At 73.9% G+C, this 26,202-nt stretch carries 22 protein-coding genes and 1 tRNA gene; 17 read left to right on the top strand and 6 right to left on the bottom strand.

The features are described from left to right. Positions 1–193: 193 nt before the first annotated feature. The 5 genes from metG (at position 194) to rsmA (ending at position 6,772) form a co-directional block, all read left to right on the top strand. A complete protein-coding gene (gene metG, locus SERN_RS14140; protein ID WP_135850790.1) occupies positions 194–2,026 on the top strand; it encodes a methionine--tRNA ligase in 1,833 nt (610 codons plus the stop codon). A gap of 2 nt (positions 2,027–2,028) precedes the next feature. Further along, positions 2,029–2,943, top strand: coding sequence for a TatD family hydrolase (locus tag SERN_RS14135; protein WP_135850789.1), 915 nt, complete (start codon positions 2,029–2,031; stop codon positions 2,941–2,943). Positions 2,944–3,080: 137 nt separating this feature from the next. Beyond that, entirely contained in the window at positions 3,081–4,169 is a 1,089-nt protein-coding gene (locus SERN_RS14130; protein WP_233251716.1) for a G5 domain-containing protein, read from the top strand. A gap of 251 nt (positions 4,170–4,420) precedes the next feature. Further along, positions 4,421–5,746 (top strand): resuscitation-promoting factor, encoded by a 1,326-nt coding sequence (locus SERN_RS14125; protein WP_158292673.1) that lies wholly within the window; start codon positions 4,421–4,423, stop codon positions 5,744–5,746. Between the two features lie 147 nt (positions 5,747–5,893). Then, positions 5,894–6,772 carry a 16S rRNA (adenine(1518)-N(6)/adenine(1519)-N(6))-dimethyltransferase RsmA gene (gene rsmA / locus SERN_RS14120; RefSeq protein ID WP_135850827.1) on the top strand — a complete coding sequence of 293 codons (879 nt, stop codon included), beginning with the start codon at positions 5,894–5,896 and terminating at the stop codon, positions 6,770–6,772. A 3-nt stretch (positions 6,773–6,775) separates the two neighbouring features. On the opposite strand, the gene SERN_RS14115 is transcribed toward rsmA, so the two are convergent. Beyond that, positions 6,776–7,408, bottom strand: a complete 633-nt coding sequence (locus SERN_RS14115; RefSeq protein ID WP_135850787.1) for a helix-turn-helix domain-containing protein — start codon at positions 7,406–7,408, stop codon at positions 6,776–6,778. An 84-nt stretch (positions 7,409–7,492) separates the two neighbouring features. Here SERN_RS14115 and SERN_RS15900 point away from each other — a divergent pair, with 84 nt between their 5' ends. Beyond that, positions 7,493–9,076 (top strand): FAD-dependent oxidoreductase, encoded by a 1,584-nt coding sequence (locus SERN_RS15900; protein ID WP_158292672.1) that lies wholly within the window; start codon positions 7,493–7,495, stop codon positions 9,074–9,076. A gap of 43 nt (positions 9,077–9,119) precedes the next feature. On the opposite strand, the gene SERN_RS14105 is transcribed toward SERN_RS15900, so the two are convergent. The 4 genes from SERN_RS14105 to SERN_RS14090 form a co-directional block, all read right to left on the bottom strand. Continuing rightward, on the bottom strand, positions 9,120–10,940 hold the full coding sequence (locus tag SERN_RS14105) for an ABC-F family ATP-binding cassette domain-containing protein (protein ID WP_135850785.1): 1,821 nt from the start codon (positions 10,938–10,940) through the stop codon (positions 9,120–9,122). Positions 10,941–10,948: 8 nt separating this feature from the next. Further along, positions 10,949–11,509, bottom strand: a complete 561-nt coding sequence (locus SERN_RS14100; protein WP_199241622.1) for a gamma carbonic anhydrase family protein — start codon at positions 11,507–11,509, stop codon at positions 10,949–10,951. Further along, on the bottom strand, positions 11,506–12,054 hold the full coding sequence (locus tag SERN_RS14095; protein ID WP_135850784.1) for a MarR family winged helix-turn-helix transcriptional regulator: 549 nt from the start codon (positions 12,052–12,054) through the stop codon (positions 11,506–11,508). The genes SERN_RS14100 and SERN_RS14095 overlap by 4 nt, the downstream gene beginning before the upstream one ends. A gap of 70 nt (positions 12,055–12,124) precedes the next feature. Then, complete coding sequence (locus tag SERN_RS14090; RefSeq protein WP_135850825.1) at positions 12,125–12,721, bottom strand: TetR/AcrR family transcriptional regulator; 597 nt, start codon at positions 12,719–12,721, stop codon at positions 12,125–12,127. A gap of 174 nt (positions 12,722–12,895) precedes the next feature. Here SERN_RS14090 and SERN_RS14085 point away from each other — a divergent pair. The 3 genes from SERN_RS14085 to SERN_RS14075 all read left to right on the top strand — a co-directional run bounded on the left by SERN_RS14085 (position 12,896) and on the right by SERN_RS14075 (position 15,601). Continuing rightward, positions 12,896–12,967 (top strand) — tRNA-Gln (locus tag SERN_RS14085). Positions 12,968–13,139: 172 nt separating this feature from the next. Further along, a complete protein-coding gene (gene glmU / locus SERN_RS14080) occupies positions 13,140–14,624 on the top strand; it encodes a bifunctional UDP-N-acetylglucosamine diphosphorylase/glucosamine-1-phosphate N-acetyltransferase GlmU (RefSeq protein ID WP_233251714.1) in 1,485 nt (494 codons plus the stop codon). After that, on the top strand, positions 14,621–15,601 hold the full coding sequence (locus SERN_RS14075; RefSeq protein WP_135850782.1) for a ribose-phosphate diphosphokinase: 981 nt from the start codon (positions 14,621–14,623) through the stop codon (positions 15,599–15,601). The genes glmU and SERN_RS14075 overlap by 4 nt, the downstream gene beginning before the upstream one ends. A gap of 18 nt (positions 15,602–15,619) precedes the next feature. Here the strand turns inward: SERN_RS14075 and SERN_RS14070 are convergent, their stop codons facing one another. Next, positions 15,620–16,207, bottom strand: coding sequence for a CYTH domain-containing protein (locus SERN_RS14070; protein WP_135850824.1), 588 nt, complete (start codon positions 16,205–16,207; stop codon positions 15,620–15,622). Between the two features lie 304 nt (positions 16,208–16,511). On the opposite strand from SERN_RS14070, the gene SERN_RS14065 reads away from it, so the two are divergent. The 8 genes from SERN_RS14065 (at position 16,512) to SERN_RS14030 (ending at position 26,137) form a co-directional block, all read left to right on the top strand. After that, positions 16,512–17,141, top strand: coding sequence for a 50S ribosomal protein L25/general stress protein Ctc (locus SERN_RS14065; RefSeq protein ID WP_135850781.1), 630 nt, complete (start codon positions 16,512–16,514; stop codon positions 17,139–17,141). Between the two features lie 112 nt (positions 17,142–17,253). Next, positions 17,254–17,859 (top strand): aminoacyl-tRNA hydrolase, encoded by a 606-nt coding sequence (pth, locus tag SERN_RS14060; protein WP_135850780.1) that lies wholly within the window; start codon positions 17,254–17,256, stop codon positions 17,857–17,859. A gap of 167 nt (positions 17,860–18,026) precedes the next feature. Further along, positions 18,027–21,722, top strand: coding sequence for a transcription-repair coupling factor (gene mfd, locus SERN_RS14055; RefSeq protein WP_135850779.1), 3,696 nt, complete (start codon positions 18,027–18,029; stop codon positions 21,720–21,722). Between the two features lie 39 nt (positions 21,723–21,761). Beyond that, on the top strand, positions 21,762–22,331 hold the full coding sequence (locus SERN_RS14050) for a hypothetical protein (protein ID WP_135850778.1): 570 nt from the start codon (positions 21,762–21,764) through the stop codon (positions 22,329–22,331). Then, on the top strand, positions 22,328–22,999 hold the full coding sequence (locus tag SERN_RS14045; protein WP_135850777.1) for a histidine phosphatase family protein: 672 nt from the start codon (positions 22,328–22,330) through the stop codon (positions 22,997–22,999). Before SERN_RS14050 ends, SERN_RS14045 begins: the two co-directional genes overlap by 4 nt. Next, a complete protein-coding gene (locus SERN_RS14040; RefSeq protein ID WP_233251712.1) occupies positions 22,996–23,742 on the top strand; it encodes a MazG family protein in 747 nt (248 codons plus the stop codon). Before SERN_RS14045 ends, SERN_RS14040 begins: the two co-directional genes overlap by 4 nt. 179 nt (positions 23,743–23,921) lie before the next feature. Next, a complete protein-coding gene (gene eno / locus SERN_RS14035) occupies positions 23,922–25,199 on the top strand; it encodes a phosphopyruvate hydratase (RefSeq protein WP_135850776.1) in 1,278 nt (425 codons plus the stop codon). A gap of 182 nt (positions 25,200–25,381) precedes the next feature. Further along, complete coding sequence (locus SERN_RS14030) at positions 25,382–26,137, top strand: FtsB family cell division protein (RefSeq protein ID WP_135850775.1); 756 nt, start codon at positions 25,382–25,384, stop codon at positions 26,135–26,137. Positions 26,138–26,202: the final 65 nt, after the last annotated feature.

Below are 26,202 nucleotides of genomic sequence, written 5' to 3'. Positions count from 1 at the left end.
GCCGGGGGCTGCCTGTCGAAGGGACCGCCGCACCGGCCGAAGGGACGGCCGCACCGGCCGAAGGGACGGCGGCGCCGCTGCGGGAGCACCGCCCGGCCGCCGAACCAGCTGGCCCAGCCACCGACCGGCCGCCGGACCAGCTCAGCCGGACGCCCGCGCGGGCGCCCCCGCCGCCCAACTAGACTCGGTGCCCGTGAGTCACATCCTCTCCGCCGTCGCCTGGCCCTACGCCAACGGCCCGCGGCACATCGGTCACGTCGCCGGGTTCGGCGTCCCCTCCGACGTGTTCAGCCGCTACTCGCGCATGGCGGGCAACGACGTGCTGATGGTCTCCGGCACCGACGAGCACGGCACGCCGATCCTCGTGCAGGCCGAGCAGACCGGCGTCTCGCCGCAGGCGCTCGCGGACCGGTACAACCGCGTCATCGCCGAGGACCTCACGCAGCTGGGGCTCACCTACGACCTGTTCACCCGCACCACGACGCGCAACCACTACGCCGTGGCGCAGGAGCTGTTCCGCCAGGTCCACGCGAACGGCTACATGGTCGAGCAGACCACGAGCGGCGCGATCTCGCCGAGCACCGGCCGCACGCTGCCCGACCGCTACATCGAGGGCACCTGCCCGATCTGCGGCTACGACGGCGCTCGCGGCGACCAGTGCGACAACTGCGGCAACCAGCTGGACGCGAGCGAGCTGAAGAACCCGCGCAGCCGCATCAACGGCGAGATCCCGACGTTCGTCGAGACCGAGCACTTCTTCCTCGACCTGCCCGCGCTCGCCGATGCGATCGCCTCCTGGCTCGGCACCCGCACCGCGTGGCGTCCGAACGTCCTGAACTTCAGCCAGAACCTGCTCAAGGACGTCCGCCCCCGCGCCATGACGCGTGACATCGACTGGGGCATCCCGGTCCCGCTCGACGGCTGGAGCGACAACCCGAGCAAGCGTCTGTACGTCTGGTTCGACGCCGTCGTCGGCTACCTCAGCGCGAGCATCGAGTGGGCCCGCCGCCAGGACATCGCCGCCGGTGGGGACGGGCGGATGGACTCGTCCGGTGCACAGGCGTGGCGCGCCTGGTGGAACGACCCCGCCGCGAGGTCGTACTACTTCATGGGCAAGGACAACATCACCTTCCACTCGCAGATCTGGCCGGCGGAGCTGCTGGCCTACGGCGGGAAGGGGTCGCGCGGCGGCGAGCCCGGCCTGTTCGGCGAGCTCAACCTGCCGACCGAGGTCGTCTCGAGCGAGTACCTCAACGTCGGCGGCGCGCAGTTCTCCACCAGCCGCGGCAACGTCATCCTCGTGCGCGACATGCTCGCCCGCTTCCAGCCGGACGCGCTGCGCTACTTCATCGCGGCCGCCGGTCCGGAGACGAGCGACTCCGAGTTCACGTGGCCCGAGTTCCAGCGCCGCACCAACGACGAGCTCGTCGCGGGCTGGGGCAACCTCGTCAACCGCACGGCCACCCTCGTGCACAAGAACTTCGGCGAGGTCCCGGCCCCCGTCGAGCAGACGGACGAGGACAGGGCCCTGCTGGCGACCACGCGGGCGGCGTTCGACGGCGTCGGCAGCCTCCTCGGTTCGCAGCGCCTGCGCGCCGGCGTCGGCGAGGCGATGCGCGTGGTGGGCGACGTCAACCGGTACGTCTCCGCCCAGCAGCCGTGGACGCTCAAGGGCGAGGAGAACCGCGACCGCCTCGCGACCGTGCTCCACACGTGCGTCCAGGCGGTGGCCGACTGCTCCGTGCTCCTGTCCCCGGTGCTGCCGCACAGCTCCCAGGCCGTGCACGAGGCGTTCGGCGGCACCGGACGCCTCGCGCCGATGCCGCGGCTGGAGGAGGTCACCGACCTCGACGACGACACCCGGCACTACCCCGTCATCACCGGCGACTACCGCCTCGGCACCGACCTCGCGGCCTGGCGCAGCGAGCCGGTCGTCCCGGGCACGACCGTCCCCAAGCCGGCGCCGGTCTTCACCAAGCTGACGGACGAGGCCATCGAGGCCGAGGTCGAGCGGCTGCAGGGCTGAGGATGGCCCGCACGCGCGAGCGGGGCTGGCCACCGGCCCCCGACCCGCTGGGTGAGGGGGTCGAGCTCGTCGACAACCACACCCACCTCGGCAGCGCCGTCGACGTCCTGCCCGCGGGGGAGCAGGTCCCGACGGCGGAGCAGGAGATCGCGTGGGCACGCGCCGCGGGCGTCACCCGGCTCGTGCAGGTCGCGTGCGACCTCGACGCTCTCCAGCCCGGGCTCGAGCTGGCGCGCGCGCACCCGGAGGTGCTGCTCGCCGTCGCCATCCACCCCAACGAGGCCGTGCTGCACGCCGGCGTGCACGAGGTGGCCCCCGACGGGCTCGAGCCCGACCCGCAGCCGAGGCACGCGACGTCGCTCGCGGACGCGATCGACGCCGTCGTCCGCGCGGCGCGCGAGGGTCGCACGCGCGCCGTCGGCGAGACGGGTCTGGACTTCTACCGCGGGGGCGAGCGCGCCCGCGAGGTGCAGCGCGAGTCGTTCCGCGCGCACGTCGCGCTGGCCAAGGAGCTGGGGCTGCCGCTGCAGATCCACGACCGCGAGGCGCACGCCGAGGTCATCGAGATCCTGCTGGCCGACGGTGCCCCCGACGTCACCGTCTTCCACTGCTTCTCGGGCGACGCCGCGATGGCGCGCGTCTGCACGGAGCAGGGCTGGTACCTCTCGATCGCCGGTCCGGTGACCTTCAAGGCCAACGACGACGGGCGCGACGCCGTCCGCGTCGCACCGCTGAGCCGCCTGCTGCTCGAGACGGATGCGCCCTACCTGACGCCGCACCCCTTCCGCGGACGCCCGAACGGTCCCTACCTCCTGCCGCACACGGCGCGCGAGGTGGCACGCGTGCGCGGGGAGAGCGTGGAGCACGTCGCCGCGGTCACGACCGCGACCGCCGTGGAGCTCTACGGGCCCTGGTGATGCGCACCGGCCGGCCGAGCGCCTGATCTGACGGACAGCCCGGCATGTCGGCCACGCCACGCCGAGCGTGGTCGCGGCGTCGTGACCATTCCGTTACCGTGGTCCGAACCCTGTCGTCGATCCATGAGGAGCACCGGGTGAGCACAGCACGTCGCGGGGTCAAGTACGGCCTGTACACCGTGATCCTGGGCGCGCTCGTCGCCGGGACAGGCACGGTCGTCGTGGGCCAGGTGCGTGACGACGCCGCCGCGCAGCTCGCCCAGGAGGCCGCCACCGTCGAGGTCGCCGCGGCCGAGGCGCACGTCCCCGAGGGCGCCTCCAGCGCCGACGTCCCGCTGGTCTCCGACCTCGCCACCCAGCAGCTCCAGCACGTCGCCCCCGCCTCCCGCTCGCAGAGCCGCGCGTCCCTCGTGGACGGCGTCACGTTCACCGTCGTGGTCGACGGCGCGACCGTCGAGGTCACCTCGGCAGCGTCCACGCTCTCCGACGCCCTCGCCGAGGCCGGCATCGTCGTCGGCTGGGATGACCAGGTCTCCGCCGATCTGGCCGCCGCCCCCGAGCCCGGCGCGCAGGTCCTCATCGGCCGCGGCGGCACGCAGTACGTCACCGAGCAGGTCCTCACGCCGCACGAGACGGAGGAGCGCCGGACCTCCGAGCTGCTCGAGGGCGAGACCCGGGTGGTGCAGGAGGGCGTCGACGGTGACGACCGCGTCACCTCCGAGATCACCGTCGTGGACGGCGCCGAGGTTGCGCGCAGGACCGTGGTCTCCGTGCGCTCGGCCGAGCCCGTGACCGAGATCGTCGAGGTCGGGACGCGCAAGCCGACCCCCGCCGCGACCTCGTCGGGCTCCGGCTCCACCGGGTCGTCCGGCTCCGGCTCCGCCGGCGCCCCCGCCCCCGCGGCGCCCGCCACCCCGGTCGACCCGGGCACGAGCCGGGCGATCGCGCAGGAGCAGGTCGCCTCGCGCGGCTGGGGTGAGGACCAGTGGATCTGCCTCGACTCGCTGTGGCAGAAGGAGAGCAACTGGAACCACCTGGCGCAGAACCGCAGCTCCGGCGCCTACGGCATCCCCCAGTCGCTCCCCGGCAGCAAGATGGCCTCGGTCGCCGACGACTGGCGCACCAACCCGGCCACCCAGATCACCTGGGGCCTGAACTACATCGAGGGCCGCTACGGCAACCCCTGCGGTGCCTGGGACCACTCCAAGCGCCGCAACTGGTACTGAGTCCTCGGTCAGCGTCCCGCTAGCACGCGGTCAAGCGCTGCACAGCGTCAGGACAAGCGGGCCACAAGGGGTCGTCAGGCCAGGTGCCGGGCCGATGTGAACCCTCTCACCCGGCCTCGACCGACGGTAACGATTCGATTACGGTGACGGCAGGGCCGCCGACCGGTGGGCCCGTGCCCGCCGGCCAGTCGCCGTCCCGCCCCGCATCCCGGGCACCTCGCGACGCCGGACCGCGCCAGCTCTGGAGCCCCGTGACCGATCCGATCGACCCCACCGTGCCCGCCGTCGGCGACGCCGAAGACACCGACAGCTCCGTGACGCCGGACACCGAGGCCGCCGCGACCTCGCAGCCCGACGCCACCCTCACCGAGCTCGCGCCGCGCCGACGCCGCGGCCGGCTCGTGGCGGGCGTGGTCGCCGCCGCGCTCGTCGCGGTGCTGGGCACCGGTGGCGCCGTCGCCGCCCACGCCCACAAGGTGGTCGAGCTGGACGTCGACGGCGACGTCGTCGCCTCGAGCTCCTTCCGCGGCAGCGTCGCGGGCTTCCTCGAGGAGAACGACGTCACGCTGGGCGAGCACGACGAGGTCGTGCCGGCGCTCGACGAGCCGCTGCGCCAGGGGGAGAACGTCACCGTGCTGCGCGCCGTTCCCGTCGACATCGTGGTGGACGGTCAGGACGACGTGCTGTGGACCACCGCGGACGACGCCGGCGCCGCGCTCGCCGCCTTCGGCCTGGAGGGCCGCGACGTGCAGATGTCCGTCTCCCGCTCCTCCGGCCGCAGCGAGATGGACCTCCCGCTCTCGCAGCAGACCGTCCTGAACGTCGACGGCGGCTCGCAGAACCTCGACCTCGAGCCGGGCACCACGCTCGCCGAGGCGCTCGAGACCCTCGGGATCACGCTGGCCGACCTCGACGAGATCACCGTGACGAGCGAGACCGACGGCACGTCCGTCGTGACGATCGTCAGGGTCGCCGTGACCGAGCGCGTCGAGAACGAGGCCGTGCCCTTCACGTCCCGCGAGGAGGACGACTCCTCGCTGCTGGTCGGTCGCACGGCGGTCACCACCGAGGGTGTGGACGGCAACATCGAGCGTCGCTACGCCGTCACCACGCGCGACGGCGTCGAGGTGTCCGCCGAGCTGACCAGCGAGGCCGTCACGGTCGAGATGGTCGAGAAGGTCACCGCGATCGGTAGCAAGCCCAAGCCCGTCGTGGTGGCGCCGCGCCCGGCCGCGACGTCCTCCGGCTCCGGCTCGTCGTCCTCGGGCGGCTCCGGCTCGTCCGGGGGCGCGGCTGCTGCCCCCGCCCCCGCTCCGGCTCCCGCCCCCGTCGCCACGGGCGACGTCTGGGGCAAGCTCGCGCAGTGCGAGTCCGGCGGCAACGCCAGCATCGTGAGCTCGAACGGCAAGTACCACGGCCTGTACCAGTTCTCGGTCGCCACGTGGCAGGCCATGGGCGGCTCGGGCCTCCCGTCGCAGGCCTCCGCGAGCGAGCAGACCGAGCGCGCCCAGGCGCTCCAGGCCCGGTCGGGCTGGGGCCAGTGGCCCGCGTGCGCCCGCAAGCTCGGGCTGCTGTAGCTCCGACGGCTCGATCCACGACGGCGGGGCCCACCGGTGCGGTGGGCCCCGCCGTCGTGCTGCGCCACCGTGCGTGCGCCGTCGCGCGATCGGTACGGGCCGGTGGTCCGTCGGCCCGGCGAGCCTCGTTAGGCTCGTGCGGTGACGATCCCTGAGCACCCCGCCGTCGAGCTGCTGACGACGGCGCACGTGCGCGACCTCCTCGGCCTCACCGGGGTCCGCCCCACCAAGACCCTCGGCCAGAACTTCGTCACCGATCCGGGGACCGTGCGCCGCATCGTGCGGGTCGCGGGCGTCCAGCCGGGCGAGGTCGTGGTCGAGGTCGGACCCGGGCTCGGGTCGCTGACGCTCGGCCTGCTCGAGGTCGGGGCCGGCGTCGTCGCCGTCGAGATCGACCCCCTGCTCGCGGAGCGGCTGCCCGCCACCGTGGCGGCGCAGGCGCCCGAGGTCCTCGACCGGCTCACGGTCGTGCGCGCCGACGCGCTGGAGGTCACCGAGCTGCCGAGCATCGACGGCGTCGCCCCCACGCGGCTGGTCGCGAACCTCCCGTACAACGTGGCCGTCCCGGTGCTCCTGACGATGCTCGAGCGCTTCCCCGACGTGGCCGAGGTGCTCGTCATGGTGCAGGCCGAGGTCGCCGACCGCATCGCCGCGCCGCCCGGGTCGAAGACCTACGGGATCCCGTCGGTCAAGGCCGCGTGGTACTCGCAGGCGACGCGCGCCGGGTCGGTCGGACGCCACGTCTTCTGGCCGACGCCGAACGTCGACTCCGCCCTCGTGCGTCTCGTGCGGCGGGATCCGCCGGCGGGGGAGGCGACCCGCGAGGAGACGTTCGCCGTCGTCGACGCGGCGTTCGCCCAGCGCCGCAAGACGCTGCGCGCCGCGCTCGCCGGCTGGGCGGGTTCGCCCGTGCGGGCCGAGGCGATCCTGCGCGCGGCCGGGGTGGACCCGACCCTGCGCGGCGAGCGGCTGACCGTGACGCAGTTCGCGGCGATCGCCGCCGCGGAGCCCGGCGTCGCCCGCTGACCGTCAGTCCTCCTGGGGGCCGCTGCGGTCGTCGTGGCTCCCACCCTCCTCCGTGGTCGCGGACCGGGGCACCCGCGATCGCGGCGCCGCCCGGGTGTGGATCCGCTCGCCCGCGGCGTTGAAGATCGCGACGAGCTCGCACGAGGTCTCGCCGTAGCAGCTGAGGGCGTGCGGGGTGCGGGTGTCGAACTCGGCGGCCTCGCCCGGACCGAGCACCAGGTCGTGCTCGGCGAGCTGCAGGCGGAGACGGCCGCTGATCACGTACAGCCACTCGTAGCCGTCGTGGGTGCGCAGGCTCGGCGGCGGCGGACCCGGCTCGAACGTGATGCGGACCGTCTGGACCGGGGAGCCCTCCGGGGCGAGCGGCACCATCGTGACGCCGTCGCGCGTGTGAGCCTTGCGGCGCACGCGCGGGTCCGGCACCGCCGGCGGGACGAGCTCGTCGAGCCCGAGCCGCAGCTCGCGCGCGAGCGGGAGCAGCAGCTCGAGGTTGGCCTGCCGCTTGCCGCTCTCCAGCCGGGAGAGCGTGCTGGGAGAGATGCCGGCACGCTCGGCCAGCGCCTCGAGCGTGAGGCCGGCGTCCGTGCGCGCGGCCCGCAGGCGTGGGCCGATCTCGTCGATGCGCGGGTCGGTCATCGATCGCCTCCTGGCGTCGGGGAACGTTTGCTGATTCCGCAAACGCGCTTGCTGGCTCGACATCCTGCCATGCATGCTTGGGTCATGGAGAACACCGAGCAGCACCCCACCCCCTGGGACGTCGTCATCGTCGGCGGGGGATCCGCCGGCCTCAGCGCCGCCCTCACCCTCGCGCGCGCCCAGCGCCGCGTGCTGGTGCTGGACGGTGCGCAGCCGCGCAACCGCTTCGCCGGACACATGCACGGCGTGCTCGGCCACGACGGCCGGTCGCCGCTGGAGCTGCTGGAGATCGGCCGCCGCGAGGTCGCCTCGTACGGGGGAGAGGTGCGACCCGCCGCGGTCTCCGGGCTCGACCTGCGCGGCGAGGACGGCCTGTTTCGCGTGCACACCGACGGCGGGACGCTCGCCGCGCGGGCGGTGCTCGTGGCCACCGGCCTCGTCGACGAGCTGCCAGCCGTCCCCGGCCTGCGCGAGCGCTGGGGCCGTGACGTCAACGCCTGCCCGTACTGCCACGGGGCCGAGGTGGCCGGGCGGCCGCTCGGCGTCGTCGCCACGAGCGCCATGGGGGTGCACCACGCCACGATGCTGCGGCAGTGGAGCCCGGACGTCACGTTCTTCAGCCACCTGGCCGGGGACCTCGACGCCGAGACGCTGGCCGGCTTCGCGGCGCGCGGCGTACGGGTCGTGGCCGAGCCCGTGACCGAGGTGGTCGTCACGGACGACGCCGTGCGCGCCGTCGTCGCCGGCGGTCGTCACCACCCTGTCGAGGCGATCTTCACCGGGTCGACGATGCAACCGCTGGACGCCCTGCTCGTGGGCGCCGGCGCCGAGACGGTCGAGGCGCCGCAGGGGTTCACCGTCGTGCAGGCCGTGATGGGCCGCACCAGCGTGCCCGGGCTCTACGCCGCGGGCAACGTCGTCAACCCTGCCGCGACCGTCCCCGTGGCCATCGCGGAGGGCTTCCAGGCCGGGGTGATGATCAACTCCGAGCTCCTCGAGCTGGACGTCGCCGAGGCGCGGGCCCTCGCCGCCGACCGCGAGCGTCGGTGGGAGGAGCGCTACGGCGAGAGCGCGGCCCCGCAGTGGACCGGCCACGTCAACGCGAGCCTCGGCGACGTGGCCGCGGCGTGGGAGCCCGGCGCCGCGCTCGACCTCGGGGCCGGCGAGGGCGGCGACGCGCTGTGGCTGGCGGGGCGCGGGTGGGAGGTGACCGCCGTCGACATCTCGGCGACGGCGCTGGAGCGCGGTCGGGCGGCGGCGCAGGAGCGCGGCGTCGAGGGGGTCACCTGGGTGCAGGGCGACCTCGTGGCGTGGCAGCCACAGCAGACCTACGACCTTGTCAGTGCGCAGTTCCTCCAGGACTGGGAGGCGTTCCCGCGCGAGCAGGTGCTGCGGCGCGCGATGGGCGCGGTCGAACGGGGCGGGCGGCTGGTGCTCGTCTCGCACGCGAGCATGACCCCGCGCGTCCCGCCGGCCGACGGCGATCAGGGCCACCACGGACCGGGTCACCACGCGATGCCCACGCTCGACGACGAGCTCGCCACGCTCGGCCTGCCCGACCACGGCTGGGTGGTCGAGACAGCAGAGGTGCGTCGGCGCGAGGTCGTGCGCGACGGCGAGACCTGGGACCTGGGCGACAACGTGGTGGTCGCGCGACGCCTGGGCTGACGCGCGGGGTCACGGCCGGCACCCGGCGCCCCGCGGGGCCGCCTCAGTCGGAGGCGAGCTCCATCCACCGCTCCTCGAGCTCGGTGACCTCGGCCTGGATCTCCCGCAGCTGGGCGGCGAGCTTCTCCAGGCCGGGGTAGTCCGACGGGTCGTGCGCGGCCATCGAGTCGTGCACCTTCGCGGCGTCGCCCGAGCGCTTCTCCATGCGGCGCTCGATCGAGGCGAGCTCCTTGCGGGCGGCGTGGCGCTCGGCTCCGGACGCCGGGCTCGACCCGGCTCCGCCGCCGGCCGTCAGTGCCCCGGGCCCCCCGGGCGCACCCGGCCGGGCGGCGCCCGACCCGGCACCCGCGGCCCGCAGCGCGAGGTACTCCTCCACGCCGCCGGGCAGGTGACGCAGGGTGCCGCCGTCGGGGCTGCCCAGCACCGCGTACTGGTTGTCGGTCACGCGCTCGAGCAGGTACCGGTCGTGCGAGACCACGAGCAGCGTGCCGGGCCAGCCGTCCAGCAGGTCCTCCATCGCGGCGAGCATGTCGGTGTCCATGTCGTTGGTGGGCTCGTCGAGCACCAGCACGTTGGGCTCGCCGAGCAGCACGAGGACGAGCTGCAGCCGGCGCTTCTGCCCGCCGGACAGGTCCTTGACCGGGGTCGCCAGGTGAGCGGACGTGAAGCCGAGCCGCTCGAGGATCTGGCCGGGCGTCAGGTCGTCGCCGGAGGCGGACGTGAACGCCACGCGGTAGGGCGCGATGACGTCGGTGATGCGCTGGTTCGCAAGGTCGGTCAGCTCGTGCAGGTCCTGCGAGAGCCACGAGGCCTTGACCGTCTTGCCGCGCCTGACCCTGCCCGACGTCGGCGCGAGGTCACCCGTGACGAGACCCAGCAGCGTCGACTTGCCCGCGCCGTTCCCGCCGAGGATGCCGACGCGGTCGCCGGGGCCGAGGTGCCAGGAGATGTCGTGCAGGACGTCGTGCTCGCCGTCGTAGGTGACGCTCGCGTCCACGAGCTCCACGACGTCGCGGCCCAGTCGCGAGGTCGCCATCCGCGTCAGCGCGACCGTGTCGCGCACGGGCGGCTCGTCGGCGATCAGCGCGTTGGCGGCGTCGATGCGGAACTTCGGCTTGGCGGTCCGCGCGGGCGCGCCGCGGCGCAGCCAGGCGAGCTCCTTCTTCATGAGGTTCGCGCGCTTGGCCGCGATGGTCGAGGCCTGGCGGTCGCGCTCCACGCGCGCCAGGACGTACGCGGCGTAACCACCCTCGAAGGGTTCGACGATGCCGTCGTGCACCTCCCACGTCGTGGTCGTGACCTCGTCCAGGAACCACCGGTCGTGCGTGACGACGGCGAACGCGCCCTGCCCGCCCGCGAACCGCGCCTTGAGGTGCCCGGCGAGCCAGGTCACGCCCTCGACGTCCAGGTGGTTGGTGGGCTCGTCGAGCAGGAGCACGTCGAGGTCGCGCACGAGGAGCGCGGCGAGCGCCGTCCGACGGCGCTGCCCGCCCGAGAGGGCCGAGATCAGCTGGTCCCACGGCACGTCGCTGACGAGGCCCGTGATGACGTCACGGATGCGGGGGTCGCGGGCCCACTCGTGCTCGGCCGCGGTGCCGACGATCGCGTGGCCGACGGTCTCGTCGGGGTCCAGCGCGTCGGTCTGGTCCAGCATCCCGACGGTCACGCCGCGGCGGACCGTCACGCGGCCGGAGTCCGGCTCGTTCCTGCCGGCGAGCAGCCGCATCAGGGAGGACTTGCCGTCACCGTTGCGGCCCACGAGGCCGACGTTGTCGCCGTCGGAGAGACCGAGCGAGACGCCGTCGAGAACGATGCGGTTGGGGAACTTGAGGCGCAGCTGTTCGGCGCCGAGGAGGTGTGCCATGTTGGGGCTCAGTGTATCGGGGGCTCTCCTGCGCCCGAGCCGTGGCCGAGCGCCGAGCGATGGTCCGCCACGAGCTCGAGGTAGTGCGCCGCGTTGTGCACCAGGTGGGCCCTCTCGACGTCCGTGAGGTCGCGGACGACCCTGGCGGGCACCCCGGCGGCCAGCACGCCGGGCGGGACGACCTTGCCCGGCGTCACGAGCGCGCCGGCCGCCACCATCGCGCCCGCGCCGACCACGGCGCCCGACATCACCGTCGCGCCCATGCCGACGAGGGCGCCGTCGCCGATCTCGCAGCCGTGCAGGACGGCGCGGTGACCCACCGAGACGTCGTCGCCGACGATCGTGGGGGAAACGTCGTCGACGTGCACGACGACACCGTCCTGGAGGTTGGTGCGCTCACCGATCACGATGCGCGAGCAGTCGCCGCGCAGGACGGCGCCGTACCAGAGGCTGGAGCCCGCACCGATCGTGACGTCGCCGGCGAGGACGGTGCCGGGCGCGAGCCACGCCGTCGGCGAGACGCGAGGCTCGCGGTCACCCAGGGGAAGAAGCAGCGGTGGGGTGCTCACGCGTCGGGCTCCTCGGCGGGGGTGGGGGTGCCGGCGTACCGGCTGAGCATGCTGCGCAGCAGCTCTGCGAGGTCGTCGGCGCCACCGGCCGCGAGCGTCTCGAGCAGCTCCCGCTCGCGCGCGACCAGGTCGGTCACGGCACCGTCGACGGCGGCGGTCCCGGCGTCCGTGAGGCGCACCAGCACGATGCGACGGTCCCCGGGCGAGCCGCGCCGCACGACCAGGCCACGCTCGGCGAGCCGGTCGATCCGGTTGGTCATCGTGCCGGAGGAGACGCGGGTCTCCGTGACGAGCCGGCCGGGGGTCAGCTCGAACGGGTCGCCGGCCCGGCGCAGCGCCGCGAGCACGTCGAACTGCCACAGCGCGAGGCCGTGCTCGGCGAACGCGTCGCGACGCATGTCCTGCACGTGGCGGGCGAGGCGGTGCAGGCGCGAGAAGACGTGCATGGGCTCGACGTCGAGCCCCGGGATCTCCTCGCTCCAGGCGCGCACGATGAGGTCGACCTCGTCGCTGTGCCCCGAGGGGGAGCCCTGGTCGGCGTTCATGGAGGGCAGCCTAACCTCTCGACGTCGAGATTCTCGACCGGGGAGAGACCGTTGCGACGGGTCGGACGCGTCAGCGGTTGTGGAGCGTCGGCCCCGGCTGCAGCTGACCGAGCCCGTTCCACGCGAGGTTGACCAGGTGGGCCGCGACCTCGCGCTTGTCGGGGGAGCGGGCCTCGAGCCACCACTGCCCGGTCAGCGCGATCATGCCGACGAGCATCTGCGCGTACATGGGCGCGGCGTCGGTCTCGAGGCCGCGCGAGGAGAACTGGTCGGCGAGCAGGTGCTCCACCTGGGTCGCGACGTCGCCGATCAGGGAGGAGAACGTGCCGGTCGCCTGGGCGACGGGGGAGTCCCGCACGAGGATGCGGAAGCCGTCGGTGTTCGACTCGATGTAGTCCAGGAGCGCCAGCGCCGCCGACTCGACGATGACCTTGGGGTGGCGCGTCGGGGCGAGCGCCGTGGTCAGGACGACCGTGAGCCGCTCCACCTCGCGGTCGACGATGACGGCGTACATACCCTCCTTGCCGCCGAAGTGCTCGTAGACCACCGGCTTGGAGACGTCGGCGCGGGCCGCGATCTCCTCCACGCTCGTGGCCTCGAAACCGCGTTCGGCGAACAGCGCGCGGCCGACGTCGAGGAGCTGCTCGCGGCGCTCGCGGGCCGTCATCCTGGCCCGCGCGGCACGGCGGGGACGCGGGCGCAGCGGAGCCGAGGACTCGTGCTCGGGCACGGGGGCGCTCTCGATCTCCACGGGTCCATCATGCCGTCTGGCACAGACGGTCCCGGGGCGATGCGGCAGAATCGGCGGAGCGAGCGGCTCCTCGACGTCGGCTGCGCGCGATCCGCCCTGGTGTAACGGCAGCACGCCGGCCTTTGGTGCCGTGTGGTCCGGGTTCGAATCCTGGGGGCGGAGCCGTCATCGCCCACCGGTGGGACGACGGCGGATCCCCGGCCGCCGTCACGACGGACCGACGGCGAGGGCTAGAGTTGGGCCGCCCGCCTGCCGCACCCCAGGGGAGATCCCGGTCGTGACCCACCCGAGCCCTGCCGCCGTCATCGTCCTCGCTGCCGGTGAAGGCACCCGGATGAGGTCGTCCACCCCCAAGGTCCTGCACGCCATCGGCGGCCGCAGCCTGCTGGGACACGTGCTCACCTCGGCCCGCGGCCTCGAGCCGCAGCGCCTCGCCGTCGTCGTGCGCCACGAGCGCGAGGCGGTCGCCGCCCACGCGCTGGCGCTGGACCCCGCCGTCGTCGTCGCCGACCAGGACGAGATCAAGGGCACCGGACGTGCCGCGTGGTGCGCGCTCGCCGCGCTCGACGCGCAGGAGCCGGTCGAGGGCGCCGTCGTCGTCCTCGCCGGCGACGTCCCCCTGCTCGACGCCGGCACGCTGGGCGAGATGCTCGCGGCGCACGCGGGCGACGGCAACGCCGTCACCGTGCTGACCACGCGCGTGCCCGACCCCGGCGGCTACGGCCGGATCGTGCGCGACGCCGACGGATCGGTGCTCCGCATCGTGGAGGACCGGGACGCCTCGGAGGACGAGCGCGCGATCGACGAGATCAACACCTCCGTCTACGCGTTCGACGCCGCCGTGCTGCGCGACGCGCTCGAGCAGCTGCAGGACCCCACCTCGGGGGCCACGTCGAACGCCCAGGGCGAGGTCTACCTGACGGACGTGCTGGCGATCGCGCGGGCCCGCGGCCCGGTGCGGGCCATCGAGACCGACGACCCGATCATCGTCGAGGGCGTCAACGACCGCGTGCAGCTGGCCACCCTCGGGGCCGAGCTCAACCGTCGCACCGTGACGGCCTGGATGCGCGAGGGCGTGACCGTGGTCGACCCGGCCTCGACCTGGATCGACGTCACGGTCGAGCTGGCGCGCGACGTCACCGTGCTCCCCGGTGTGCAGCTGCTGGGGACGACGACGGTCGCCACCGGCGCCACCGTGGGACCCGACAGCACGCTGGACGGCGCGAGCGTCGGGGTCGGCGCGAGCGTGGTGCGCAGCCACGTGCTCGGCGCGACGATCGGCGACCGCGCCACGGTGGGCCCGTTCTCCTACCTCCGCCCCGGCACCGAGCTGGGCGAGCGCGGCAAGATCGGCGGCTTCGTCGAGACCAAGAACGCCCGCATCGGCGCCGGCGCCAAGGTGCCCCACCTCTCCTACGTGGGCGACGCCGAGATCGGCGAGGGCGCGAACGTCGGCGCCGGCGTCATCGTCGCCAACTACGACGGCGTGACCAAGAGCCGCACGCGGATCGGCGAGGCCGCGTTCGTCGGCAGCGACAGCGTGCTGGTCGCACCGGTCGAGATCGGGGCCGGGGCGTTCGTCGCCGCGGGCTCCACCGTGACTCGGGACGTGGCGCCGGGCGACCTCGCCGTCGAGCGCGGTCAGCTGCGGACGGTGAGCGGCTGGGTGGTGCGGCGCCGCCCCGGCTCGCGCTCCGCCGTCGCCGCCGAGACGGCGCTCGCCGCGCAGGCGCAGCCGCACGCCGATGACGAGACTTCCGGAGCCGACGTCCCGTCGGCGCCGGGGCAGGACAGCAACACGAAGGGCGCCACCGCATGAGCGGCATCACAACATTCGGGGAACGACGACTCGTTCTGATCTCCGGTCGGGCACACCCCGAGCTCGCCGAGCGCGTGGCCGCGGAGCTCGAGGTGGACCTGGTGCCCACCACGGCCTACGACTTCGCCTCGGGGGAGATCTACGTCCGGTTCGCCGAGAGCGTGCGCGGCGCTGACGCGTTCGTGCTGCAGAGCCACACCGCCCCCGTGAACCAGTGGGTCATGGAGCACCTGCTGATGGTCGACGCGCTCAAGCGTGCGTCCGTCAAGCAGATCACCGCCGTGATGCCGTTCTACCCGTACGCGCGGCAGGACAAGAAGCACAAGGGGCGCGAGCCGATCTCGGCCCGCCTGATGGCCGACCTGTTCCGCACGGCCGGCGCCCACCGCCTGATGTCGGTCGACCTGCACGCCGCGCAGACGCAGGGCTTCTTCGACGGCCCCGTGGACCACCTGTTCGCGATGCCGACGCTCGTGGACTACGTCCGCACGCGCGTCGACCTGGGCAACGTCGTCGTCGTCTCGCCCGACGCCGGTCGCATCCGCGTGGCGGAGCAGTGGGCGGCCAAGCTCGGCGGCTGCCCGCTCGCGTTCGTCCACAAGACCCGCGACATCACGCGCCCGAACCAGGCCGTGGCGAACCGCGTCGTCGGCGACGTGGCCGGTATGGACGCGGTGCTGGTCGACGACCTCATCGACACCGGCGGCACGATCGCCGAGGCGGTGCGCGTTCTCAAGGAGAACGGCGCCCGCAACGTCACCGTCGTCGCGACGCACGGGGTGCTCTCCGACCCCGCCGCCCGCCGGCTGGCGGACTGCGGCGCGCAGGAGGTCGTCGTCACCGACACCCTCCCGATCCCGCACGAGAAGCGGTTCGCGAACCTCACCGTGCTCTCGATCGCCCCGCTCCTGGGCCGCGCGATCCGCGAGGTGTTCGACGAGGGCAGCGTCACGTCGCTGTTCGACGGCAACGCCTGAGCTCGGTCCGGGGACGACTCAGTCCGGCAGCAGCCGGGCGTTCGTGCCGAAGTCGGCGCGCATCTCCGGACCGGCCTCGGCCAGCTCCGCCAGGTAGGCCGTGGACCACTCACCGTAGGGTCGGTTCGCGAGCGACTCGTTGGAGAACCGGCGGTCGTCGGTGAGCTCGGTGACGCAGAAGGCCGGGATCTCGAGGTCCGTGACCGGACCGGAGCGCTCGCACTCCGCCACGATCAGGGGCGAGCTCGCACCGCCGAACACGTCGACCGACCAGCCGTCGCCCCCGGCCCAGACCGAGTACCGCGTCTTGGCCATCGCCATGCCGCCCCGGCGGATCATCTCGACGGCGACCCCCGGGTCCACCTGGCGCTCGGACTCGTAGCGGGTTCCGCCCACCGAGGGGCCCTTGACCGTCACGCTCCCCATCGACATCGCCGACGCGTGCTCGTCCAGCACGTCCAGCGGGGACGACGCACCGTCGACGTGCGCCTCGAGCCCGTTCGCCTGGACCCGGACGCGCAGCGCGTACCCGGCGTCGGCCAGGTAGTAGGACTGCACGATCAGCGTCGGGGCGTCGCGCAGGTGCGCGGGGAAGTCGGTGACCAGGAAGCGGCGCTCGAACTCGAAGTCCTGCGCGGCCTGGAGGTCCTCGGTGTCGTCGGGAGAGTCGCGGGGGGTGTCGCGGGGCGTGGGCACGCCCCCATCCTCACCCACACCGGGACTCCAGCCGCGGAGGCTGCCCGGCGGATCGGGTAAGATCGACAGGTTGCCTCGGCGAGGGATCCCGACGGATCCGTGATCGACGCGGCTGGGCCGCTCCTGACAGGGCGTCGTCCTGCTGCGCTCGACCGCGCCCGCCTCCTCGCCGACGGCCCCCATCAGCAGAACGTCACGCTCCAGGAGGATCACCATGGCCGAGGCCATCAACGCCACGCTCCGCACCGAGTTCGGCAAGGGCGCCGCCCGCCGCGCCCGCCGCGCCAACCTCATCCCCGCCGTCCTGTACGGCCACGGCACCGACCCGGTCCACCTGGCGCTGCCCTCCCACGAGACCTTCCTCATCCTGAAGGCGACCTCCAACGCGCTCCTCGAGCTGTCGTTCGACGGCAACTCCGAGACCGCGCTGGTGAAGAGCGTCCAGAAGGACGTCGTCACCAACGACATCGAGCACATCGACCTCCTCCTCCTCCGCCGTGGCGAGAAGGTCAACGTCGAGGTCTCCGTCGTGACCGAGGGCGAGTCCGCTCCCGGCACGATCCACTCGGTCGAGCTGCAGTCGCTCGCCGTCGAGTCGCTCGCCATCGCCATCCCGACGCACATCGTCGTCTCGGTCGAGGGTCTCGAGGACGGCACCGTCGTGCGCGTCTCCGACCTGCAGCTGCCCGAGGGCACGACGACCGAGGTCGACCCCGAGACGCCCGTCGTCGTCATCTCCGTCCCGCACCTGGAGGAGGAGCTCGAGGAGCTCGAGGCCGAGAACGCCCTGGGCACCGACGCCGCCTCCGACGAGGCTCCTGCCGAGGAGTCCGACGAGGCCTGAGCCTCACCTCGCACCACCGCGACGGCGTCCGGGCCACTGCCCGGGCGCCGTCGGCGTTCCCCCGCCGACCCCACCGCCCCCACCGCGTCTGCGGCCACCCGAGAGGTATCCCGTGAACAGCTCCCCCGGAGTGTGGCTCGTCGTCGGCCTGGGCAACCCCGGCCGCACCTACGAGGGCAACCGTCACAACGTGGGCGTCATGGTGCTCGACGTGCTCGCCTCGCGGATGGCCGGGTCCTTCACGCAGCACAAGGCGCGTGCCGCCGTCCTCGACGGCCGCCTGGGCACGCTGCCCGGCGGGATCCCCGGACCCCGCGTGATCCTCGCGCGGCCCGCGACCTACATGAACACCTCGGGCGGGCCCGTGGCCGCGCTGATGCAGTTCTACGACGTCGACGCCGAGCACCTCCTCGTGGTGCACGACGAGCTCGACATCCCCGAGCACCAGCTGCGCCTCAAGCGCGGCGGCGGGGAGGGCGGCCACAACGGTCTGCGTTCCATCAGCTCCTCGATCGGGACGCGCGACTACGCCCGGCTGCGCGTCGGCGTCGGACGCCCCCCGGGTCGCCAGGACCCCGCCGACCACGTGCTCAGCGACTTCCCGTCCGCGCAGCGCGAGGAGCTGGGCGTCACGCTCCAGCTCGCGGCCGACGCGGTCGGCGACGTCGTGACGCAGGGCCTCCTGCCCTCCCAGAACACCTGGAACACGAAGGACTGAGGTGCCCCGCCGCAGGGCCCGACACCGCTGATGTCGGTGGCGAAACGTAGACTGGTCGCGGTTGCCGGAACGGCTGCCGCGCCCCCGGGCGTGGTGCTTTCCGGGCACGTCGTGCTGCCCGCGCGGCGCTCACCCATCCACCCTGCACCGCCTGCAGAAGGACGCGCATGAAGCTCACCGCCACCCTCCCGATCCTCGCCGAGGACCCCGCCGTCCCCGCGGCCACGCTCGCCGTCGGCGCCGGTGGGGATCTGGAGATCGTCGCGCCCTCGGGCGCGCGGGCACCTCTGCTGGCGACCCTGCTCGACGCCGAGCGGCCCCGTCCGCTCGTCGTCGTGACGGCGACCGGGCGCGACGCCGACGAGCTCGCCGCCGCGCTGCGGGCCTACGTCCCCGCCGACGACGTCGCGGTCCTGCCGGCGTGGGAGACGCTGCCGCACGAGCGGCTGAGCCCGCGCAGCGACACCGTCGCGCGCCGGCTCGCCGTGCTCCGTCGCCTCGCCCACCCCGAGACGGCGGGATCGGGCCTCGGCCCGGGCGGCACCTCGCGCGTCGGCGCCGACGACCTCGCCGAGACGGCCCGGGCGCAGGCCGGACCGATCCGCGCCCTCGTCGTCCCGGTGCGTGCCCTGCTGCAGCCCGTCGTCGAGGGCCTCGGCGATCTCGAGCCCGTCAGCGCCCGCCAGGGCGAGACCCGCAGCATGGAGTCGCTCGTCGACGCGCTGGCGGCGGCCGCCTACACGCGCGTGGACATGGTCGAGAAGCGCGGCGACTTCGCCGTGCGCGGCGGCATCCTCGACGTCTTCCCGCCCACCGAGGACCACCCGCTCCGGCTGGACTTCTGGGGCGAGGACATCGAGGAGATCCGCTGGTTCGCCGTCGCCGACCAGCGCAGCCTCGAGATCGCCGAGGACGGGCTGTGGGCGCCGCCGTGCCGCGAGCTGCTGCTCACGCCGCAGGTGCGGGAGCGGGCGCTCGAGCTGCGCGACGCGCTGCCCGGGGCGACCGACATGCTGGAGAAGCTGGGCGAGGGCATCGCCGTCGAGGGCATGGAGTCGCTGACACCGGCTCTCGTGGACCGCATGGTGCCGGTGCTCGACCTCGTCCAGGACGACGCGCTGCTCGTGCTGGCCGACCCCGAGCGCATCCGCCGCCGCGCGCACGACCTCGTCGCCACGACCGAGGAGTTCCTCGCGGCCGCGTGGACGTCCGCGGCCGCCGGCGGCTCCGTCCCGCTGAACCTGTCCGCCGCCAGCTTCCTCACGCTCGAGGACGCCCGCGACGTCGCGGCGCGGCGCGGGCTCGGCTGGTGGACCCTCACGCTGTTCGGCGGCGACGCCGACCTGTCCGACCTCGACGCGCCCGAGGGCCTGGACCCCGAGCGCACGCACGAGGCCGACGTGACGACCCTGCGGCTCGCGGCGCGCGACGTCGAGGGCTACCGCGGCGACGTCGAGCGAGCGATCTCCGACGTCGCGGACCTCACCCGCCAGGGCTGGCGGCTCGTGCTCGTCACCGAGGGGGCGGGCCCCGCCCGCCGTCTGTCGGAGCAGCTGGCCGGCGCGGGTGTCGCCTCCCGCCTGGTCGCCGACCTCACCGAGGAGGTCGAGCCCGGCGTCGTGCACGTCACGACGGCGGTCATCGGTCGCGGCTACGTCGCCCCCGACGCGCGGTTCGCCATCTTCACCGAGTCCGACCTCACGGGCCGGGCCGGCGTGGGGACGCGCGAGGCTCGCAAGCTCGCACCCCGCCGTCGCAACGTCGTCGACCCGCTCGCGCTGCGCGCCGGCGACTTCGTGGTGCACGAGCAGCACGGCGTCGGCCGGTTCATCGAGCTCGTGCAGCGCTCGGCCGGCGGCGCGGGCAGCACCACGACGCGCGAGTACCTGGTCATCGAGTACGCCTCGTCCAAGCGGGGTCAGCCGGGTGACCGGCTGTACGTGCCCACCGACGCCCTGGACCAGGTGACGAAGTACACCGGGGGCGAGGCGCCGTCGCTGTCCAAGATGGGCGGGAGCGACTGGGCCAACACCAAGACCCGCGCGCGCAAGGCGGTCAAGGAGATCGCCGGCGAGCTCGTGCGCCTCTACTCCGCGCGGATGGCGACCGAGGGCTACGCCTTCGGTCCGGACACGCCCTGGCAGCGCGAGCTCGAGGACGCGTTCGCCTACATCGAGACGCCCGACCAGCTCGTCACCATCGACGAGGTCAAGGCCGACATGGAGAAGACGGTCCCGATGGACCGCCTCATCTGCGGTGACGTCGGCTACGGCAAGACCGAGATCGCCGTCAGGGCGGCGTTCAAGGCCGTGCAGGACGGCAAGCAGGTCGCCGTCCTCGTGCCCACCACGCTCCTGGTGCAGCAGCACCTGCAGACCTTCACCGAGCGGTACGCGGGCTTCCCCGTGACGGTCGCCGGGCTGTCGCGCTTCCAGACCGCCGCCGAGGCCAGGGCCGTGCGCGAGGGCGTGCGTGACGGCAAGGTCGACATCGTCATCGGCACGCACCGACTCATCACGGGCGAGGTGCACTTCAAGGACCTCGGCCTCGTGGTCATCGACGAGGAGCAGCGGTTCGGCGTCGAGCACAAGGAGACGCTCAAGCAGCTGCGCACGAACGTGGACGTGCTCGCCATGAGCGCCACCCCGATCCCGCGGACGCTCGAGATGGCGGTCACCGGGATCCGTGAGATGTCGACCCTGGCGACCCCGCCGGAGGAGCGCCACCCCGTGCTGACGTTCGTCGGACCGTACGAGGACAAGCAGATCACCGCGGCGATCCGGCGCGAGCTGCTGCGCGAGGGGCAGACCTTCTACGTGCACAACCGCGTCGAGTCGATCGAGCGGACCGCCGCGCACCTGGCCGAGCTCGTGCCCGAGGCGCGGATCGCCGTCGCCCACGGCAAGATGAACGAGCAGCAGCTCGAGCAGGTCATCCTCGACTTCTGGGAGAAGCGCTCCGACGTCCTCGTCTCCACGACCATCGTCGAGACCGGCCTGGACATCTCCAACGCCAACACGCTCATCCTCGAGCGGGCCGACGTGCTCGGGCTCAGCCAGCTCCACCAGCTGCGCGGCCGCGTGGGTCGCGGCCGCGAGCGCGCGTACGCCTACATGCTCTACCCGCCCGAGAAGCCGCTGACCGAGACGGCTCACGACCGGCTCGCGACCCTGGCGGCCAACACCGACCTCGGCGCCGGCATGAGGGTGGCGATGAAGGACCTCGAGATCCGCGGCGCCGGCAACCTGCTGGGCGGCGAGCAGTCGGGCCACATCGCGGGCGTCGGGTTCGACCTGTACATCCGCATGGTCTCCGAGGCCGTGATGCGCTACCGCGGCGAAGAGGTGGAGGAGCTCGCGGACGTCACGATCGAGCTGCCCATCGACGCGCACATCCCGCACGACTACGTGCCGCACGAGCGCCTGCGCCTCGAGGCGTACACGAAGATCGCCGCGGCCGCGGGGCCCGCGGACGTCGCCGCCGTCCGCGACGAGCTCACCGACCGCTACGGTCCGGTGCCGACCAGCGTGGAGCTGCTGTTCCGGGTGTCGGACCTGCGGACGCTGGCGCGGTCGGTCGGGGTCGCGGGCGTGACGATCCAGGGGCAGTTCATCCGCTTCGCCCCGGTCGACCTGCCCGAGTCGGCGCAGCTGCGGCTCAAGCGGCTCTACCCGCGCTCGATCCTCAAGCCCGCCATCCGCACCATCCTCGTGCCGGCGCCGATGACCGCGCGTCTCGGGGGAGAGGTGCAGCGCGACGGCGCGATCATCGACTGGGTGACGGCCGTGCTCAAGGGCGTCGTCGGCGCGGACGTGTCCGCGGCGGCGGCCGTCGCAGTCGGCTCCGCGGCCTCCCGCGGCTAGGATCGCCACGAGCTCTGCCCGCCACCACCGGAGGTTGCTGTGCGCACGGTTGTCACTCGCACGCGCGTCGCCCGTCTCGCCGTCGTCCCGCTCGCCGTCGCGCTGCTGCTGAGCGGCTGCGGCCGACCGGGGACGGCCGCGACCGTGGACGGTGAGCGCATCACGGACGCGCAGCTCGCCACGCTCGTGGAGGACCTCGAGCGCCTGACCGCCTCGACGCCCGACGCGGCTCCGGTGGCGCCGTCGGTGGCGCTCGCGACGTTCGTGCAGGGTCCGACCATCGAGGAGGTCGGCGCCGAGGCCGGCGCCGCGGCCTCCGACCACCAGGCGATCGAGCTGCTGGACGGCGCGGCCGCCCAGAGCTCGCTCGAGCCGTGGGAGTACTCCCCGGAGCTCGTCCAGTTCGCCCGCATCGCGCTCACGCGCCAGGCGCTCCAGGCCGACGCCGCCGCCTCGACCGAGGTCGGCGACCGGCTGGCCGCGCTCGACGTCGAGCTGAACCCCCGCTTCGGCACCTGGGACGCGGGTCAGGTGACGCCCGCCGCGTGGCCGTGGCTGATCACGCCGGGCTCGGACGTCGTCACCGACGCCGAGGCCGCGACGCCGTGAGCCACGACGCACGGTCGGGATCGACCGCCCCGGGCGAGCTGGTGCTGGTCCGGCACGGTGAGACCGCCTGGAGCAGCGCGGGCCGGCACACGGGCCGCAGCGACGTCCCCCTGACCGCCGACGGCGAGGCCCAGGCGCGCGCGACCGGCGCCGCCCTGCACGGGCGCGAGTTCGCGCTCGTGCTCACCTCCCCGCTCGGCCGCGCGCGCCGGACGGCCGAGCTGGCCGGCTACGGCGGGTCGGAGATCGACCCCGATCTGGCCGAGTGGGACTACGGACCGGTCGAGGGCCTCACGCGCACGCAGGTGAGCGATGCGCTCGGCCGTCGGTGGGCGGCGCTGACCGACGGCGTCCGCGTCCCGCTGACCGTCTCGGGTCTCGACGACCTGCCCGCGGAGCAGCGCAACCCCGATCCGGGCGACGGCGAGCTGGTCGAGGAGGTCGCGGCGCGCGCCGCGCGCGTGATCGCCAGGGCCGAACCCGTGCTGCGCGACGGGCACGACGTCCTGTTCGTGGCGCACGGCCACCTGCTGCGCATCCTCACGGCCGCGTGGCTCGAGCTGCACCCGGAGGTCGCCGAGCGGCTGGTGCTCGGCACGGCCGCCCGCTGCGTGCTCGGCTACGACCGCGGCGCCCGTTCGCTCGTGCACTGGAACGTCCTGCCGTGACCGGGTGGGCCGGACCCGCCCCCGAGGCGTTCGACCGCACGGCGGCGGCACTGCTCGAGGCGGTCGCCGTGATGGACCGCCTGCGGTCGCCCGGCGGATGCCCCTGGGACGCCGAGCAGACCCATGCGAGCCTGGCGCGGTACGCCATCGAGGAGGCGCACGAGGTGGCCGAGGCCGCCGAGGCGCTGGAGCAGCTCGACGCGAGCTCGAGCCCCGAGGCGACGGTCGCCGCGGCCGCCGCGTTCGCGGACGAGCTCGGTGACCTGCTCCTGCAGGTCCTGTTCCAGGCGCGGATCGCGCAGGAGCGGACCGACGGCGCCTTCGACGTCGCCGACGTCGCGGCGGGACTGACCGCCAAGATGCGTCGACGCCACCCGCACGTCTTCGGCGACGCGGACGCGCGGGACGCCGACGCGGTCCTCGCCATGTGGGAGGACGTCAAGGCGGCCGAGCGAGCGGCCGGCGGGTCCGTGCCGGCCTCGGTGATGGACGGCGTGCCCGAGACGCTGCCGGCGCTGATGCGCGCCCAGAAGGTGCTGGGCCGCGCCGAGCGCGCGGGCGTCGCCGTCGGGCCCGACCAGGAGGCGGACCCGTTCGACGCCGCCGCGGTGGCGGCCGCCGACATCGGGGCGGAGCTGCTCGCCGTCGTGGCGCGGGCGCGGGCGCTCGGGGTCGACGCCGAGTCGGCGCTGCGCACCCAGGTGCGTGCGGTCGCCTCGCAGGTCCGCGCCGCCGGCCGCTGACGCCGGACCCACCGGCCCGCCCGTCGGGCCAGCCCGGTCCGGGGACCGAACGTCCCGTCTCATCGCGGCACGGCATCCTCTAGGCTGAGGTACGGGCAGCTAGCCCGTCACCGGGCGAGCTCCGGACCGCTGGACGACACGTCCACCGGTCCCACGATGGACCTACCCGAGGAGCATCTATGGCCACGATCGAGGCCGTTTACGCCCGCGAGATCCTTGACTCGCGCGGCAATCCCACCATCGAGGTCGAGGTCGGCCTGGACGACGGCACGACCGCTCGCGCGGGCGTCCCCTCCGGCGCCTCGACCGGCGCCTTCGAGGCCGTCGAGCGCCGTGACGGCGACAAGAGCCGCTACCTGGGCAAGGGCGTTCAGGAGGCCGTCGAGGCCGTCCTCGACGTCCTGGCCCCCGAGGTGCTCGGCTTCGACGCCGCGGACCAGCGCGAGATCGACCAGATCATGCTCGACGTCGACGGCACCCCGAACAAGGGCAAGGTCGGCGCCAACGCGATCCTCGGCGTCTCCCTCGCCGTCGCCCGCGCCGCGGCCGACAGCGCTGACCTGCCGCTCTACCGCTACATCGGCGGCCCGAACGCGCACGTCCTGCCGGTCCCGATGATGAACATCCTCAACGGTGGGTCGCACGCCGACTCCAACGTCGACATCCAGGAGTTCATGGTCGCCCCCTACGGCGCGCCGACCTTCAAGGAGGCCCTGCGCTGGGGCGCCGAGGTCTACCACTCCCTCAAGTCCGTGCTGAAGTCGCGCGGCCTGGCCACGGGCCTGGGCGACGAGGGCGGTTTCGCGCCGAACCTCGGCTCCAACCGTGAGGCCCTCGACCTCATCCTCGAGGCCATCACCAAGGCGGGCTTCGAGCCCGGCAAGGACCTCGGGCTCGCGCTCGACGTCGCCGCCACGGAGTTCTTCGCCGACGGCGCGTACGCGTTCGAGGGCGGCTCCAAGACGCCCGACGAGATGATCGCCTACTACACGGCGCTCGTGGCGGACTACCCGCTGGTCTCGGTCGAGGACCCGCTGAGCGAGGACGAGTGGGCCTCCTGGGGCCAGCTCGTGACGCAGGTCAACGACAAGGTGCAGGTCGTCGGTGACGACCTTTTCGTGACCAACCCCGAGCGCCTGGCCCGCGGCATCGCCGAGAAGTCGGCCACGTCGCTCCTGGTGAAGGTCAACCAGATCGGCACGCTGACCGAGACGCTCGACGCCGTCACGCTCGCGCAGCGCAGCGGCTTCACCGCCATGATCAGCCACCGTTCCGGCGAGACCGAGGACACGACGATCGCCGACCTCGCCGTCGCCACGAACGCCGGCCAGATCAAGACGGGTGCGCCCGCCCGCGGCGAGCGCATCAACAAGTACAACCAGCTCCTGCGCATCGAGGACCAGCTGGGCGACGCCGCGGTGTACGCGGGCCGTTCCGCGTTCCCCCGCCTGGGCTGAGCAGCAGCAGCACACGAAGCACCAGCAGCAGACGGGCCCCGGCCCGCCGCACCAGCGGCGGGCCGGGGCCCGTCGCCGTCCCCGCCACCGGTCGGTCGGCGCGACGTTGCTCACGTGCGGAGGACGCGCCGTGACGGCGCGGCTTCGGCCGGATCGTCGACGCCGTGGGGCACCATGACGAGGTGAGTGCCCGTCCCGCAGCTGCCCGCGTCGCGTCCGCGCGCGCCGGTACGGCGCCCCGCGCCACGTCCCGTCCGGCCGGCCGCGGCGGCGCGGCGTCCCGTGGTGGCGCCGGTTCGCGGGCGGGGTCGACGTCGTCGGGCGGCTCCGCGGGTGCTGCTCGCGGCCGCGGCGGCCGGGTCGGCGGCGGGCGAGGCGGCAGCGGTGGCGGCCGTGGACGCGGTGGTGGCGAACCGGGTGAGCCGCGCCAGATCACGCTGCGGACCGCGGGATTCGCCCTCGTCCTGCTGGTCGCGTTCATCGTGCTGGCCCCGACCCTGCGCGCCTACGTCACGCAGCAGGAGCAGCTGCGCGACGTCAACGCGGCGCTCGCCGAGACGAACGCCAGGGCCGAGGCGCTCCAGGCCGAGCTCACGCGGTGGTCCGACCCGGACTACGTGAAGTCCCAGGCCGCCGACCGGTTCGGCCTCGTCGCGCCCGGCGAGACCGCCTACAGCGTCACCGACCCCGAGACCGTCACGGGGGAGGACCCGATGGGCGATCTTCGTGCTCAGGACCAGGCCTCCTCGCCCTACGCCTCGACGGCGACGCCGCCCTGGTACGCCACGGTGTGGACCTCGGTCGAGGTCGCGGGCGCGGCGCAGGAGGCCGCAGCCGACCCCGAGCCCGAGGCGCCGGCGACCACGCCGGTCCCCGGTGCGCCCGCCGAGACCCCGGCACCCGACGCCGGCCCCGCTGCCGACGGCGCCACCGGCTGACCCGCGAGCGACGTCCCTCGCCGCCGGGCGTGCGCGAGAATGGGCGCGTGAGCACCACCGAACCG

Source organism: Serinibacter arcticus (assembly GCF_004786095.1).
Lineage (GTDB): Bacteria > Actinomycetota > Actinomycetes > Actinomycetales > Beutenbergiaceae > Litorihabitans > Litorihabitans arcticus.
The sequence above is the reverse complement of the archived record's forward strand: the minus strand, read 5'-3'. Positions and strand labels throughout refer to the sequence as shown.